This window comes from Clavibacter lycopersici (genome assembly GCF_003576405.1).
Taxonomy (GTDB): domain Bacteria; phylum Actinomycetota; class Actinomycetes; order Actinomycetales; family Microbacteriaceae; genus Clavibacter; species Clavibacter lycopersici.
The window spans coordinates 17,310-32,877 of sequence record NZ_QWGT01000004.1 but is presented as its reverse complement, the minus strand read 5'-3'; the positions used below and the strand labels follow the sequence as shown (position 1 = coordinate 32,877).

At 72.3% G+C, this 15,568-nt stretch carries 12 protein-coding genes; 10 read left to right on the top strand and 2 right to left on the bottom strand.

Annotated features, from left to right (window positions below; translation table 11 throughout):
• Positions 1-279 precede the first annotated feature (279 nt).
• From DZG00_RS00825 to DZG00_RS00810, 4 genes are all read left to right on the top strand, one after another.
• The gene (locus DZG00_RS00825) at positions 280-1,665 is read left to right on the top strand and encodes a cation:dicarboxylate symporter family transporter (protein ID WP_119381899.1); all 1,386 of its coding nucleotides are present in this window, start codon (positions 280-282) and stop codon (positions 1,663-1,665) included.
• An 88-nt stretch (positions 1,666-1,753) separates the two neighbouring features.
• Positions 1,754-2,236 (top strand): FHA domain-containing protein, encoded by a 483-nt coding sequence (locus DZG00_RS00820; protein ID WP_119381898.1) that lies wholly within the window; start codon positions 1,754-1,756, stop codon positions 2,234-2,236.
• Positions 2,236-2,937, top strand: a complete 702-nt coding sequence (gene ftsR, locus DZG00_RS00815; RefSeq protein ID WP_119381897.1) for a transcriptional regulator FtsR — start codon at positions 2,236-2,238, stop codon at positions 2,935-2,937. The genes DZG00_RS00820 and ftsR overlap by 1 nt, the downstream gene beginning before the upstream one ends.
• 451 nt (positions 2,938-3,388) lie before the next feature.
• Positions 3,389-3,931, top strand: coding sequence for a MerR family transcriptional regulator (locus tag DZG00_RS00810; protein WP_012038569.1), 543 nt, complete (start codon positions 3,389-3,391; stop codon positions 3,929-3,931).
• Positions 3,932-4,024: 93 nt separating this feature from the next.
• On the opposite strand, the gene DZG00_RS00805 is transcribed toward DZG00_RS00810, so the two are convergent.
• The gene (locus tag DZG00_RS00805; protein ID WP_045528295.1) at positions 4,025-4,837 is read right to left on the bottom strand and encodes a ParA family protein; all 813 of its coding nucleotides are present in this window, start codon (positions 4,835-4,837) and stop codon (positions 4,025-4,027) included.
• A 77-nt stretch (positions 4,838-4,914) separates the two neighbouring features.
• On the opposite strand from DZG00_RS00805, the gene DZG00_RS00800 reads away from it, so the two are divergent.
• Genes DZG00_RS00800 through DZG00_RS00790 form a run of 3 tightly spaced genes read left to right on the top strand, consistent with a single transcriptional unit; the run spans position 4,915 to position 10,346 of the window.
• Positions 4,915-8,316, top strand: coding sequence for a pyruvate carboxylase (locus DZG00_RS00800; protein WP_119455311.1), 3,402 nt, complete (start codon positions 4,915-4,917; stop codon positions 8,314-8,316).
• A 15-nt stretch (positions 8,317-8,331) separates the two neighbouring features.
• Positions 8,332-9,822, top strand: coding sequence for a mycothione reductase (locus DZG00_RS00795; protein WP_119382387.1), 1,491 nt, complete (start codon positions 8,332-8,334; stop codon positions 9,820-9,822).
• Between the two features lie 32 nt (positions 9,823-9,854).
• The gene (locus DZG00_RS00790) at positions 9,855-10,346 is read left to right on the top strand and encodes a peptide deformylase (protein ID WP_119382388.1); all 492 of its coding nucleotides are present in this window, start codon (positions 9,855-9,857) and stop codon (positions 10,344-10,346) included.
• 30 nt (positions 10,347-10,376) lie between these two features.
• Here DZG00_RS00790 and DZG00_RS00785 read toward each other — a convergent pair whose 3' ends face one another.
• Positions 10,377-12,203, bottom strand: coding sequence for an AMP-dependent synthetase/ligase (locus DZG00_RS00785; protein WP_119382389.1), 1,827 nt, complete (start codon positions 12,201-12,203; stop codon positions 10,377-10,379).
• A gap of 132 nt (positions 12,204-12,335) precedes the next feature.
• Between DZG00_RS00785 and DZG00_RS00780 the strand changes: the two genes are divergently transcribed.
• The 3 genes from DZG00_RS00780 to DZG00_RS00770 all read left to right on the top strand — a co-directional run bounded on the left by DZG00_RS00780 (position 12,336) and on the right by DZG00_RS00770 (position 15,526).
• Positions 12,336-13,301 carry an ROK family glucokinase gene (locus DZG00_RS00780; protein ID WP_119455310.1) on the top strand — a complete coding sequence of 322 codons (966 nt, stop codon included), beginning with the start codon at positions 12,336-12,338 and terminating at the stop codon, positions 13,299-13,301.
• 104 nt (positions 13,302-13,405) lie between these two features.
• Positions 13,406-14,095 carry a lysophospholipid acyltransferase family protein gene (locus tag DZG00_RS00775; RefSeq protein WP_053774695.1) on the top strand — a complete coding sequence of 230 codons (690 nt, stop codon included), beginning with the start codon at positions 13,406-13,408 and terminating at the stop codon, positions 14,093-14,095.
• A gap of 60 nt (positions 14,096-14,155) precedes the next feature.
• Positions 14,156-15,526, top strand: a complete 1,371-nt coding sequence (locus tag DZG00_RS00770; protein WP_116055654.1) for a class II 3-deoxy-7-phosphoheptulonate synthase — start codon at positions 14,156-14,158, stop codon at positions 15,524-15,526.
• Positions 15,527-15,568 lie beyond the last annotated feature (42 nt).

The following is a 15,568-nucleotide window of genomic DNA, read 5'->3' as shown; positions in this document are numbered from 1 at the left end:
GGCCCACAGCGCCGCGGCCGCGACCACGGCGACCAGCACGAGGACCGCGAGCTGGACCGCCAGGAGCCGCGCGGCGATCCCGCGGGGGAGGCCCACACGCCGGCGGCGGACGAGGTCGGAGAGCGCGCGTCGGGCCATGCTGCCTCCTCGCGTCCGCGGCCGGCACCCGGCAGGAACATTATGAACACAACGCGAGGGCGCCCCCGCGCGTGGGTCATCCTGACGAGGACCGCCTGGCGCACCCGTGCGCCGGCGCCGCTCACGAGACAAGGACGTCCCATGACCAACCCCATCGCCGCGCTCCGTCGCCTGGACCGCCAGCACTACCTCTACATCGCCGTCATCGTCGCGGTGATCCTCGGCGTCACCGTCGGGCTCGTCGCCCCCGAGACGGGCGTCGCGCTCAAGCCCATCGGCGACGCGTTCGTCGCGCTCATCAAGATGATGATCGCGCCCATCATCTTCTGCACCATCGTGCTCGGCGTCGGCTCGGTCGCGAAGGCCGCCACGGTCGGGCGGGTCGGCGGCCTCGCACTCCTCTACTTCATCGTCATGTCGACGTTCGCGCTCGCGATCGGCCTCGTGGTCGGCAACCTCGTCCACCCGGGCGAGGGCCTCGACCTCAGCGGCCTGCGCGCACCGGAGGGCTCCACGGAGGCGGCGGGCGAGACGGACTTCCTGCTCTCGATCATCCCGACGTCGCTGCTGTCGTCGCTCACCTCGGGCAGCATCCTCCAGACGCTGTTCGTGGCGCTCCTCGTCGGCTTCGCGCTGCAGCAGCTCGGCAAGCGCGGCGAGCCCGTGCTCGAGGGCATCCGCAACATCCAGATCCTCGTGTTCCGCATCCTCAGCATGGTGATGTGGGTCGCCCCGCTCGGCGCGTTCGGCGCCATCGCCGCGGTCGTCGGCGCCACCGGGTTCCAGGCCGTCATCAGCCTCGCCACCCTCATGATCGGCTTCTACATCACGTGCGCGCTGTTCATCGTCGTGATCCTCGGCTCGCTGCTCTGGCTCGTCGCCCGCGTCAGCATCTTCAAGCTCATGCGCTACCTCGGCCGCGAGTACCTGCTCATCGTGTCCACTTCCTCGTCCGAGGTCGCGCTGCCGCGCCTCATCGCGAAGATGGAGCACGTCGGCGTCTCGAAGCCCGTCGTCGGGATCACCGTCCCCACGGGCTACTCGTTCAACCTCGACGGCACGGCCATCTACCTCACGATGGCGTCGCTCTTCATCGCGACCGCGCTCGGCAGCCCCCTGGCCCTCGGCGAGCAGGTGTCGCTCCTCGTCTTCATGATCATCGCGTCGAAGGGCGCCGCGGGCGTCACGGGTGCCGGCCTCGCGACCCTCGCGGGCGGCCTGCAGTCGCACCGCCCGGACCTCGTGGACGGCGTCGGACTCATCGTGGGCATCGACCGGTTCATGTCCGAGGCGCGCGCCCTCACGAACTTCACCGGCAACGCCGTGGCGACGCTCCTCATCGGCACGTGGACCCGCGGCATCGACGCCGACCGCGTCGCCCTCGTCCTCGGCGGCGGCGACCCGTTCGACGAGAAGAGCATGGGCACCGAGCACGAGGCGGAGCTGGAGGCGCCGGCCGAGGCGCTGGAGGCCGACGTCACGCGGTCCGGTGAGCTCGGCGAGGAGCCGCGCGCCTCCTCCCGCTGACAGGGACCGGGGCCACGCCCGGGTGCCTCCGGCCGTGGTCCCGGCCGTGTCCGATCCGTTACGCTGTCAGGTCACAGGAGGTACGACCATGGATGGACGCGAAGAGGGTCACGGCGCCACGCGCGTGCCCGAGCAGTACACGAGCACGGACACCACGGCCACCTTCCGCGACGAGCTCGGAGCGGCCCTCGCGGGCCTCGACGGCGCCGTCTCCGCCGAGGAGAAGGACGCCGTCACGGCGCTCCCGTCGGGATCCGCCCTCCTCGTCGTCCGCCGGGGCCCCAACCAGGGCGCGCGCTTCCTCCTCGACGCCGACGTGACGGTCGCCGGCCGGCACCCCGACGCCGACATCTTCCTCGACGACGTGACCGTGTCCCGTCGTCACGCGGAGTTCGTGCGGCAGGGCACGTCCTTCCAGGTCAAGGACCTCGGCTCGCTCAACGGCACCTACTTCGACGGCGTGCGCATCGACACGGCCCTCCTGCAGGACGGCGCCGAGGTCCAGGTCGGCAAGTTCCGCCTCACCTTCTACGCGTCGCGCACCGACCTCGTCGGCCGGACGATCGAGTAGTGCCGGCGTCCGCCGCCCGGTCGACGCCAGCCCGCACCCCCGGTCTCCTCAGCATCGGGCAGGTGCTGGCGCGCCTCACGCCGGAGTTCCCCGACCTCACCAACAGCAAGCTCCGCTTCCTCGAGGAGCAGGGACTCGTCCAGCCGTCCCGCACGGAGTCCGGCTACCGCAAGTTCAGCCCCGCCGACGTGGAGCGCCTCCGCACCGTCCTCGGGATGCAGCGGGACCACTACCTGCCGCTGAAGGTCATCCGCTCCTACCTGCACGACCTCGACGCCGGGCTCTCGCCCGCGCTCCCCGGCGGCCAGCCCGTCCCGCACGCCTCCATGCTCGACCAGGAGCGCCGCTACAGCCGCGCGGAGCTCGTGCGCGAGTCCGGCGCAACCGCCCCGCTGCTCGGCGACGCGATCACGGCCGGCGTCCTCATGCCGGCGGAGGTCTACGGCGACGACGCGGTGCAGGTGATGCGCGCGCTGGTCGAGCTGCAGCGCACCGGCATCGAGCCGCGCCACCTCCGCGGCTTCCGCCAGGCGGCGGAGCGCGAGCTGAGCCTCATCGAGTCGGCCCTCGTCCCCGTGTCCCGGCGTCGCGACGCATCGAGCCGCGCGCACGCCGCCGAGCTCGCGCGGGAGATCGCCACCCAGCTCGAGGTCGTGCGGGGGAGCCTCATCCGGTCCGCCCTCGGCCGTCTCTCGTCCTGAGGTCGCGCTCGCGCCGTGGACCGCCCTCGGCCGTCTCTCGTCCTGAGGTCGCGCTCGCGCCGTGGACCGCCCTCGGCCGTCTCTCGTCCTGAGGTCGCGCTCGCGCCGTGGTCCGCCCTGGGCCGTCTCTCGTCGTGAGGTCGCGCTCGCGCCGTGGACCGCCCTGGGCCGTCTCTCGTCGTGAGGTCGCGCTCGCGCCGACCGGTGCGGCCCGTAGACTGACGTGTCCGCACGGGGCCGTCCGCACGCCGGAGGGACCCGTCGGGACCGGTCGATGCGCACCCCCGACGGGGGCGCGGCGGAGGGCCGGGACGACACGCCGGGCGCTTCGGCCGGATGTCGTTGATCGGGCCCGCGGGCCCCGCTACCGTGAGAGCACGATCCCGACGAACCGACCCGAGCAGCGCGCGAACCCCACCGGGGCGAGCGCTGAGGGGTGGAAGGCAGAACGATGAGCGACTCCACCCCGGACTCCGGGCGCTACGACCTCGGTCTGCTCTTCACCGACGGCCTCCCCGAGATGGACGCGAGCGCGGGCTACCGCGGCGCCGTCGCCGCCCGGGCAGCGGGGATCACCTACCGCCAGCTCGACTACTGGGCGCGCACCGGCCTCGTCGAGCCCACCGTCCGCGGCGCCTCCGGATCCGGCACGCAGCGCCTCTACGGCTTCCGCGACATCCTCGTGCTCAAGCTCGTCAAGCGGCTCCTCGACACCGGCATCTCCCTGCAGCAGATCCGCACCGCCGTGAACCAGCTCCGCGAGTCCGGCGTCGTCGACCTCGCGCAGACCACGCTCATGAGCGACGGCGCCAGCGTCTACCTGTGCACCAGCAACGACGAGGTCATCGACCTCGTGAGCCGCGGCCAGGGAGTCTTCGGCATCGCCGTCGGCAAGGTCCTCCGCGAGGTGGAGCACTCCCTCGTCGAGATCGACACGCAGACAGTGGATCCCACCGACGAGCTCGCGGCCCGTCGCGCCGTCAAGGCCTCCTAGCCCCGAGCGCGACCGCCGACCGCCCGGCCAGCCCTCCACGGACGACGAACGCCGCCCCTCGAGGAGGAGCGGCGATCGATAAGGCAAGCCGGATCAGCGCGCGGCGTTCTCCGCGTAGTCGCCGATCTTCGCCGTGCGCATGATCCGCTCGAGCAGCTGGTCGAAGTTCCGCGCCATCTCCTGCGCGCTCTCGCCCGGCCACACGTGCAGCGGCTTCGCGGCGCCCTGCGCCTGCTGGAGCGACGTGCGCTCGGGCAGCTGCGGGCTCAGCACGAGCGGCCCGAACATGTCGCGGAGCTCCTTGATGCGGAACTGGTGCTCGAGCGACTGGACGCGGGCGCGGTTGACGATGATGCCGAGGGGCTGCAGACGCGGGGAGAGGCCGCGGCGGATCTCCTCGATGGCGCGGAGGGCGCGGTCCGCGGCGGCGACGGAGAAGAGGCCGGGCTCGGTGACGACCGTGACGCGGTCGCTGGCCGCCCACGCGGTGCGCGTGAGGGCGTTGAGGCTGGGCGCGCAGTCGATGAGCACGAGGTCGTAGTCGGCCTCGACGTTGGCGAGCGCCTCCTCGAGCTTCCAGATGTCGCGGATGCTCGGGTGCGGTCCGTCGAAGTTGATGGCGGACGGGCTGCCGATCATGACGTCGATGGTGCCCGTGCGGCCCTTGGTCCAGCCGCTGGGCGCGATGGCCGCGCGCACGATCTTCTCCTTGGGGGAGGCGAGCACGTCGGCCACGTTGAGGTGGCCCGCGACCTGGATGTCCATGCCCGTCGACACGTCGGCCTGCGGGTCGAGGTCGACCACGAGGGTCCTCAAGCCGCGGGAGAAGGCGGCGGACGCCAGTCCCAGGGTCACTGTGGTCTTTCCCACGCCCCCCTTGAGGGAGCTGACGCTCAGTACATGCACGTGGGAGAGGCTACCGTCGATACTCTGGGAAGACCTAAACGCGCGCGTCCCGAAGCCCGCCGACGAGAGGCCCCGCCATGTTCGAGAAGATCCTCGTCGCCAATCGCGGGGAGATCGCGATCCGCGCGTTCCGGGCCGCCGTCGAGCTCGGCGCCCGCACCGTGGCGGTCTACCCCCACGAGGACCGGCACTCGCTGCACCGCCTCAAGGCCGACGAGGCGTACCTCATCGGCGAGGAGGGGCACCCCGTCCGGGCGTACCTCGACGTCGACGAGATCATCCGCGTCGCGCTCGAGAGCGGCGCCGACGCCATCTACCCGGGCTACGGCTTCCTCTCCGAGAACCCGGACCTGGCACGCGCCGCCGCGGCCAACGGCATCGTGTTCATCGGCCCCGACGCCGGTGTGCTCGAGATGGCGGGTAACAAGGTCACGGCGAAGGAGCACGCGACCGCGGCCGGCGTGCCCGTCCTCGCGTCCACGCCGCCGTCGACCGACGTGGATCTGCTCCTCCGGCAGGCCGAGGGCATCGGCTTCCCGATCTTCGCCAAGGCCGTCGCGGGCGGCGGCGGCCGCGGGATGCGGCGCGTCGAGCGTGCGGAGGACCTGGAGGACGCGCTGCGCGCCGCGATGCGCGAGGCCGACAGCGCCTTCGGCGACCCGACCATGTTCCTCGAGCAGGCCGTGCTCCGGCCCCGGCACATCGAGGTGCAGATCCTCGCCGACGCCACGGGGGAGACCGTGCACCTCTTCGAGCGCGACTGCTCGGTGCAGCGCCGGCACCAGAAGGTCGTGGAGATCGCACCCGCGCCGAACCTCGACCCCGCCGTCCGCGACGCCATGCACGCGAACGCCATCGCGTTCGCCCGGAGCATCGGCTACGTCAACGCGGGCACGGTCGAGTTCCTGCTCGACACCGACGGGCCGCGCGCGGGCCAGCACGTCTTCATCGAGATGAACCCGCGCATCCAGGTGGAGCACACGGTGACCGAGGAGGTCACGGACGTCGACCTCGTGCAGTCGCAGATGCGCATCGCCGCGGGGGAGACGCTCGTCGAGCTGGGCCTCCGCCAGGAGGACATGGTGCTGCACGGCGCGGCGCTGCAGTGCCGCATCACGACGGAGGACCCGGCCCAGGGCTTCCGTCCCGACACCGGCAAGATCACGACGTACCGCTCGCCGGGCGGCGGCGGGATCCGCATCGACGGCGGCACGGTCGCCACCGGCGCGCAGATCAGCCCGCACTTCGACTCGATGCTCGCGAAGCTCACCTGCCGCGGGCGCGACTTCCCCACGGCCGTCACGCGCGCCAAGCGCGCCCTGGCCGAGTTCCGGATCCGCGGCGTCTCCACGAACATCCCGTTCCTCCAGGGCGTGCTCGACGACCCCGACTTCCAGGCGGGCGACATCAGCACGTCCTTCATCGACGAGCGGCCGGGGCTCGTGCGCAGCAACGTGTCGAAGGACCGCGGCACGAAGATCCTCAACTGGCTCGCGGACGTGACCGTCAACCAGCCGAACGGGCCGCGCACGGCGGTCGTCCGGCCGGCCGACAAGCTGCCCGACGTCGACCTCCGGCAGCCGGCGCCCGCCGGATCCCGCCAGCGCCTGCTCGAGCTCGGCCCGCGCGGATTCGCCGACGCCCTCCGCGCGCAGACCGCCCTCGCCGTCACCGAGACGACGTTCCGCGACGCCCACCAGTCGCTGCTGGCCACGCGCGTGCGCACCCGCGACCTCGTGGCCGTCGCCCCGTACGTCGCGCGCACGACCCCCGAGCTGCTCTCCGTCGAGGCATGGGGCGGCGCCACCTACGACGTCGCGCTGCGCTTCCTCGGCGAGGACCCGTGGGAGCGGCTCGCGTCGCTGCGCGAGGCGCTGCCGAACGTCGCGATCCAGATGCTGCTGCGCGGCGCCAACACCGTCGGCTACACGCCGTACCCCGCCGAGGTCACCGACGCGTTCGTGCAGGAGGCGGCGGCCACCGGCGTCGACGTCTTCCGCATCTTCGACGCGCTCAACGACGTCGAGCGCATGCGCCCGGCCATCGACTCGGTGCTCGCCACCGGCACCACCGTCGCCGAGGTCGCCCTCTGCTACACGGGCAACCTGCTGGACCCCGCCGAGGACCTCTACACGCTCGACTACTACCTGCGGCTGGCGGAGCGCAGCGTCGCCGCCGGCGCGCACGTCCTCGCGATCAAGGACATGGCCGGGCTCCTGCGCCCCGCCGCCGCCGAGCGCCTCGTCACCGCCCTCCGCCGCGAGTTCGACCTGCCGGTGCACGTGCACACCCACGACACCGCGGGCGGCCAGCTCGCCACCCTGCTGGCCGCCAGCCGCGCCGGGGCCGACGCGGTCGACGTCGCGAGCGCGCCCATGTCGGGCACCACGAGCCAGCCGTCGGCGTCCGCGCTCGTCGCCGCCCTCGCCGACACCGAGCGCGACACGGGCCTGTCGCTCGACGCGGTGAGCGACCTCGAGCCGTACTGGGAGGCCGTGCGCCGGCTCTACCGTCCGTTCGAGTCCGGGCTCCCCGGCCCGACCGGCCGCGTGTACCGGCACGAGATCCCGGGCGGCCAGCTCTCGAACCTGCGTCAGCAGGCGATCGCGCTGGGCCTCGCCGACGACTTCGAGCTCATCGAGGACATGTACCAGGCGGCGGACCGGATCCTCGGCCGCATCCCCAAGGTCACGCCGTCGTCCAAGGTGGTCGGCGACCTCGCCCTCCAGCTCGCGGCCGCCAAGGCCGACCCGCGCGACTTCGCCGAGAACCCGCAGGACTACGACATCCCCGACTCGGTCGTCGGCTTCATGGCCGGCGAGCTGGGGGACCTGCCCGGCGGCTGGCCGGAGCCCTTCCGCACGCGCGTCCTCCAGGGCCGTGACGTGCGCATCGGCGTCACGCCCCTCTCGCCCGCGGACCGGCAGGCGCTCGGGATCCCGGGCGCCGAGCGGCGACGCACGCTCAACCGCCTGCTCTTCCCGCAGCCGACCGAGCAGTTCGAGACCATCCGGGAGCTGTTCGGCGACCTCTCCGTCCTCGACACGGACGACTACCTGCACGGCCTCCGTCCGGGCCAGGAGCACGCCGTGCGGATCAGCCGGGGCGTCGAGGTCCTGATCGGCCTGGAGGCCGTGGGCGAGGCGGACGAGTCGGGCATGCGCACCGTCATGGTCGTCATGAACGGACAGCTGCGCCCCGTGTTCGTGCGCGACCGCGGCATCGCCGTGACCACGACCACTGCCGAGCGCGGCGACCCGGCGAAGCCCGGCCACGTGTCGGCGCCGTTCTCGGGCGTCGTCACGCTCAAGGTCGAGGAGGGGCAGACGGTCTCCGCAGGCCAGCCGGTCGCGTCCATCGAGGCGATGAAGATGGAGGCGGCCATCACGTCGCCCGTCGCCGGCCGCGTCGCGCGGCTCGCGGTCCCCACCACCCAGCAGGTCGACGCGGGCGACCTGCTCGTGGTCGTCGAGCAGTAGGAAGTCGAGTCGCGCATGACGGACCAGGACCAGCAGCAGGACCAGCAGCAGGACCAGCAGCCGGAGGAGCGCTACGACCTCGTGATCGTGGGTGCGGGATCCGGCAACTCGATCGTCGACGAGCGCTTCGCCGACCAGCGCGTGCTGCTCGTCGACGACGGCGAGCACTTCGGCGGCACGTGCCTCAACGCGGGCTGCATCCCCACGAAGATGCTCGTGCACGTGGCCGACGTCGCGGCAGGCACACGGGACGCCGCGGCCCTCGGGATCCGCGCCTCGGTGGACGCCGTCGACTGGCCGGCGATCCGCGCCCGCGTCTTCGGCCGCATCGACGCGATCAGCGAGGGCGGCCGCGAGTGGCGCGAGTCCGGGATGGCGAACGTGACGCTGCTCCGCGAGAGCGTCGGCTTCGAATCCCCCGGCGTGCTCGTCACGGCGAGCGGGCAGCGGATCGCCGCCGACCGGATCGTGCTGGCGGCCGGCTCGCGCCCCCGCCCGCTGCAGGCCGTCTACGCGCCGGACCCGGACATCCACGACTCCGACTCGATCATGCGCATCGACGAGCTCCCCGCCTCGCTCCTCATCGTGGGCGGCGGATACGTCGCGGCCGAGTTCGCGCACGTGTTCAGCCACCTGGGCGTGCACGTGACGCAGGTCGCCCGCTCCGCACACCTCCTCGGCAACCTGGACCAGGACGTGTCCACGCGGTTCACGACGCTCGCGCGCACGCAGTGGGACGTCATCACCGACTGCGAGGTCGAGGAGATCGAGCGCGACGGCGACGTGCTCCGCTCGCGCCTCGCGTCCGGCCACCTCGTCGAGACGGAGGCCGTCCTGGTCGCGCTCGGCCGCGTCCCCAACACCGACACGCTGGCGGTCCGGAACGCCGGCTACGACGTCCACGAGGACGGCCGGGTCGTGGTCGACGACCGGCAGCGCGTGCTCGCGGGCGGCGAGCCCGTGCCCGGCGTCTTCGCGCTCGGCGACATCAGCGCCGACCACCAGCTCAAGCACGTCGCGAACCACCAGGCCCGCGTCGTGCAGCACAACCTGCTCCACCCGGACGAGCTCATCGGCGGCGCCCCCGGACCCGTGCCCCAGGCCGTGTTCTCGCGCCCGCAGATCGGCTCCTTCGGGCTCACGGAGGCGGAGGCGCGCGAGGCGGGTCCCGTCGTCACGATCGAGCAGCCCTACTCCTCCACCGCGTGGGGCTGGGCGCTCGAGGACACGACGTCGTTCTGCAAGCTCGTGGTGGATCCGCGCGACGGCGGCACGCTCCTCGGCGCGCACATCATCGGCTCCGACGCGGCGGCGCTGATCCAGCCGCTGCTGACCGCGGCGAGCCTCGGCCAACGGGTCACGGGCCTCGCGCGGGCGCAGTACTGGCCGCACCCGGCCGTCACCGAGGTCGTCGAGAACGCGCTGCTCGCCGCCGAGTCCGCGGTGGCCGACTGGGCACGGGAGAATGGAGCGGGCCTCGCGCCCGCGGGCGCCGATCGACCCTGATCGCCGGCCCGCAGGACCCACGGAAGCAGAGAATGACTGAACGACAGATCCGCCTGTTCGGCGATCCGGTGCTGAAGACCGTCTCCTCGGAGATCCGCGAGATCGACGAGGGGGTGCGCGCCCTCGTGGAGGACCTCCTCGACAGCGTGCGGCCCGACGGCCGCGCCGGGGTGGCCGCCGCCCAGATCGGCGTGAACGTCCGGGCATTCAGCTACAACGTGGGGCCGGCGTTCGGCTACATCCTCAACCCCGTCATCGAGGAGCTCCGCGGCGAGGCCGTGCTCGTCGACGAGGGCTGCCTCTCCGTGCCCGGCCTGTGGTTCCCCACGATGCGCCACCCCGAGGCCGTCATCTCCGGCATCGACCTCGACGGGAAGCCCGTCCGGCTCGAGGGCACGGGCGTCCTCGCCCAGGCCTTCCAGCACGAGGTCGACCACCTCGACGGCCTCGTCTACCTCGACCGGCTCGACAAGCCGCGGCGCCGCGAGGCGATGAAGCAGGTGCGCGAGTCCGACTGGTTCTGACCCGCCGGCCCGCGCACCCGCTGCACGTCGTCAGTGCACCAGCGAGTGGCCCTCGGTGTTCGGCGCCGCCTCGTAGATCCGCGTGATCACGTCGGCGAACGCGTCGAGCACCACCTGGCGCTTGATGCTGAGCTTGGGCGTGAGGTGCCCCGCGGCCTCCGTCAGCTCCACCGGCAGCACGACGAACTTGCGGATGGACTCCGCCCGCGACACCGTGGCGTTCGCCGCGTCGACCGCGCGCTGCACCTCGGCGAGCACGGCCGGGTTCTGCGACGCCTGCTCGAGCGTCATGGCCGGGTCCTGCCCGTTGTTGCCGAGCCAGACCTTGAGCATCTCGGGATCCAGCGTGATGAGCGCCGAGATGAACGGCCGCCGGTCGCCCGCGACCACGACCTGGCCGACGAGCGGGTTCGCGCGGATGGGGTCCTCGAGCGCGGCAGGCGCGACGTTCTTGCCGCCCGCCGTGACGATGATCTCCTTCTTGCGCCCCGTGATCGTGAGGTACCCGTCGGCGTCGTAGCTGCCCAGGTCGCCGGTCCGGAACCAGCCGTCGTCGAACACGGCGGCGGTGGCCTCCTCGTCCTGCCAGTACCCGTCGAAGACGTTGACGCCCTTCACCTCGATCTCACCCTCGTCGGTGATCCGCGTGGAGACGCCCGGCAGCGCCGGGCCGACCGTGCCGATGCGGAAGCCCTTGACGAGGTTCACGCTCACGGGCGCCGTGGTCTCGGTGAGGCCGTAGCCCTCGAGGATCGTCAGGCCGAGCGACCGGTAGAAGTGGCCGAGCCGGAGGCCGAGGGGTGCGGATCCGCTGACCGCGAAGCGCACGCGCCCGCCCATGGCCTGCCGGATCTTCGAGTACACGAGGGCGTCGAAGAGCTTGTACTGCGCCTTCAGCGCGAAGGGCACCTTCCCCGCGTCGACCGCGACCGAGTGCGCGTACGCGACCTCGGCGGCCTTGCGGAAGACCTTCCCGCGGCCCGCGCCCTCCGCCTTCTGCTCGGAGGAGTTGTAGACCTTCTCGAACACGCGCGGCACCGCGAGCAGGAACGTCGGCTTGAACGAGGCGAGCGCCGGGAGGAGCTGCGTCGTGTCGGCCTGGTGGCCGGTCTTCACGCCCGCCTGCACGTTGAGGATGGAGATGAAGCGCGCGAACACGTGCGCCGTCGTGATGAAGAGGAGCGTCGACGCGCCGACCTGCACGACCTCCTCCATCGCGACCTCGGCGTTCCGGGACAGCTCGACGAAGTTCGCGTGCGTGAGGATGCAGCCCTTCGGCCGGCCGGTCGTCCCCGACGTGTAGATGAGGGTCGCCATGTCCGAGCCGACCGCGATGTTCCGACGGCGCTCGATCTCCGCGTCCGGCACGTCCACGCCCTGCTCGGCGAGCTTGTCCAGGTCGCCGAGGTCGATCTGCCAGACGCGGCGCACCGCGGGCAGCTCCGGGTGCACCTCGTCGAAGCGCGCGAAGTGGTCGGCGGACTCGAGGATCATCGCGACGGCGCCGGAGTCCTGCATGTTCCAGTGCACCTGGCCGGGGGAGGAGGTCTCGTAGACGGGGACGAGGACGCCGCCCGCGAAGAAGACCGCGAAGTCGACGAGCGTCCACTCGTAGCGGGTCCGGCACATCATGCCGATCCGCTCGCCCGGCTCGATGCCCGCGGCCACGAGGCCCTTGGCGAGCGCCACTACCTGGCGGTGGAACTCGGACGCCGTGACGTCGGTCCAGCCGCCGTCGCCGTCCGGCAGCGCGAACAGCGGAGCGTCGGGGCTCGTCCTCACGCGGTGCACCAGGACATCGGTGACGTTGTCGTCGGGTCTGGCCTCGACGACGGCGGGCATGGTGTGCTGTTCCACGGCAACTCCCTCGGTACCGGAAATGGATGTGATCAGCTTATGGGCGCGGGAGCCCGAGCGCTCGTCCCCGGTCGGGGGCGTCGGGCGCGTCGGTAGGATCGACTGGCGAGACGAGCGGAAGGGCCCTGCGGAGTGCATGCAATCGGGATCGACATCGGCGGCACGAAGATCGCGGGAGCCGTGGTCGACGAGCTCGGCGTCATCGCGGCGGAGGAGCGCACGCCCACGGAGGCGAGCAGCCCGGACGCGATCGTCGAGGCGGTCGTCGGCATGGTCGAGCGGCTCCGCGCCCAGCACCCCGACGTCGTGGCGGTGGGCGTGGCCGCGGCCGGCTTCATCGACGCCGCGCAGTCGACCGTGTACTACGCCCCGAACATCAACTGGCGCAACGAGCCCGTGCGCGAGAAGCTGCGCGGCCGGATCGACCTCCCCATCGTCATCGAGAACGACGCCAACGCCGCCGGCTGGGCCGAGTTCCGCTACGGCGCCGGCCGCCTGGTCAGCGACATGGTGACCCTCACGATCGGCACGGGCGTGGGCGGCGCGATCGTCGCCGACGACCGCCTGTTCCGCGGCGGCTTCGGCGCGGGCGCCGAGCTCGGCCACATGCGCGTCGTGCCCGACGGCCTGCCCTGCGGCTGCGGCGCCCGCGGCTGCATCGAGCAGTACGGGTCCGGCCGGGCGCTCCTGCGCACCGCCGACGAGCTCGCCGACCTCGGCGGCACCCACGGCGAGGGCCTCGCCGCGCGCCGCCGGGAGGTGGGCACGCTCACCGGCCACGACGTCAGCGACCTCATCCAGGCCGGCGACCCGGGCGCGCTCCTCGCCCTCCGTCGCCTCGGCGGCTGGCTCGGCGAGGCCGCGGCGAGCATCGGCGCGATCCTCGACCCGCAGATGTTCGTGATCGGCGGCGGCGTCGCGCAGGCCGGCGACCTGCTGCTCGACCCCATCCGCGAGGCGTACCTCGCGCACCTGCCGGCGCGCGGCTACCACCCGGAGCCGGAGTTCCGGATCGCGGAGCTCGTCAACGACGCCGGCGTCGTCGGCGCGGCCGACCTCGCCCGCCGGCACGCGGCAGCCCTGCGCCACGGGGCCTGAGCCCGCGGGACCCGCGCCGCGCGCGACCGGCCGGACGGCTGCCGGGTCGCGACGGCGCCGCTGGCTATGCTGGATCCCGACCCCGCCCGGAAGGTGGCCACCCGATGTTCTACTGGTTCATGAAGAACCTGGTCGCCGGACCCCTCCTGCGGAGCACGTTCCGGCCCTGGGTCACGGGGCTCGAGAACATCCCCGCCAAGGGCGGCGTCATCCTCGCGAGCAACCACCTGTCGTTCATCGACTCGGTCTTCCTGCCGCTCCTGGTGGACCGCAACCTCGTCTTCCTCGCCAAGAGCGACTACTTCACGGGCACCGGCCTCAAGGGCTGGGCCACGAAGATGTTCTTCACGGCGACGGGCATGCTGCCCATCGACCGCTCCGGCGGGAAGGCCTCCGAGGCGTCGCTCAACACCGGGCTCCGCGTGCTCGCCGAGGGCCGCATGCTCGGGATCTACCCCGAGGGCACGCGCAGCCCCGACGGCAAGATGTACCGCGGGCGCACGGGCGTGGCGCGCATGATCCTCGAGGGCGAGGTCCCTGTCGTCCCGATCGCGATGATCGACACCGAGAAGGTCATGCCCATCGGCACCCGGATCCCCAAGGTCCGCCGGATTGGTGTGGTCATCGGCGAGCCGCTAGATTTCAGTAGGTTCGCCGGGCTCGAGGGAGACCGCTTCATCCTCCGCTCCATCACCGACGAGATCATGTACGAGCTCTCGAGGCTGAGCGGCCAGGAGTACGTCGACGTCTACGCGACCTCGGTCAAGGAGAAGCGCGCGAGCGCGGCCCGCTGACCGACGCCCGCCTGACTCCACCGCGCACCACGCGCACGACACGAATCGGGATCCCCACACGTGGCCTCTGAGCACCTCGTCCCCGCCCACCCCGACGTCCTCGCCGGCCTCGACCACTGGCGCACGCTCGAGGTCAAGCAGCAGCCGCAGTGGCCGGACGCCGCAGCCGTGCACGCCGCGTCCGCCGAGATCGCCCTGCTGCCGCCCCTGGTGTTCGCGGGCGAGGTCGACCTGCTGCGCTCCCGGCTGGCCGCCGCCGCGGACGGCCGCGCGTTCCTCCTCCAGGGAGGCGACTGCGCGGAGACGTTCGCGGGCGCGACGGCCGACGCCATCCGCAACCGCGTGAAGACCGTGCTCCAGATGGCCGTCGTGCTCACCTACGGCGCGGCGATGCCCGTCGTGAAGATGGGCCGCATGGCCGGCCAGTTCGCCAAGCCCCGCTCGAGCGACTCGGAGACGCGCGGCGACCTGACGCTGCCCGCGTACCGCGGCGACATCGTCAACGGCTACGACTTCACCCCGGAGTCCCGGGCGGCGGATCCCGCGCGCCTCGTGAAGGGGTACCACACGGCCGCCTCCACGCTGAACCTCATCCGCGCCTTCACGCAGGGCGGGTTCGCCGACCTCCGCGAGGTGCACAGCTGGAACAAGGGCTTCGCCGCGAACCCCGCCAACCAGCGCTACGAGCAGCTCGCCCGCGACATCGACCGCGCCATCAAGTTCATGGAGGCCGCGGGCGCCGACTTCGACGACCTCAAGCGCGTCGAGTTCTACACGGGCCACGAGGGCCTCCTCATGGACTACGAGCGGCCCATGACGCGCATCGACTCGCGCACCGGCACGCCGTACAACACGTCGGCGCACTTCATCTGGATCGGGGAGCGCACGCGCGACCTCGACGGCGCGCACGTCGACTTCCTGTCGCGCGTGCGGAACCCGCTGGGCGTCAAGCTGGGACCGTCGACGACGCCGGAGACGGTGCACGAGCTCATCGAGAAGCTCGACCCGGACCGCGAGCCCGGCCGCCTCACCTTCATCACGCGCATGGGCGCCGGCCGCATCCGCGACGCGCTGCCGCCCCTGCTCGAGGCCGTCAAGGCGTCGGACGCGAACCCGCTGTGGGTCACGGATCCCATGCACGGCAACGGCCTCACGACGCCCACCGGCTACAAGACGCGGCGCTTCGACGACGTCGTCGACGAGGTTCAGGGCTTCTTCCAGGCGCACCGGGCCGCGGGCACGCACCCGGGTGGCATCCACATCGAGCTCACCGGCGACGACGTCACCGAGTGCCTGGGCGGATCCGAGCACATCGACGAGGCCACCCTCGCCACGCGCTACGAGTCGCTCTGCGACCCGCGGCTCAACCACATGCAGAGCCTCGAGCTCGCGTTCCTCGTCGCGGAGGAGCTGGCGGCCGCGCGCGGCTGAGCGCACCGACACGACGATGCCCCGCGGCCCTCGAGGACCGCG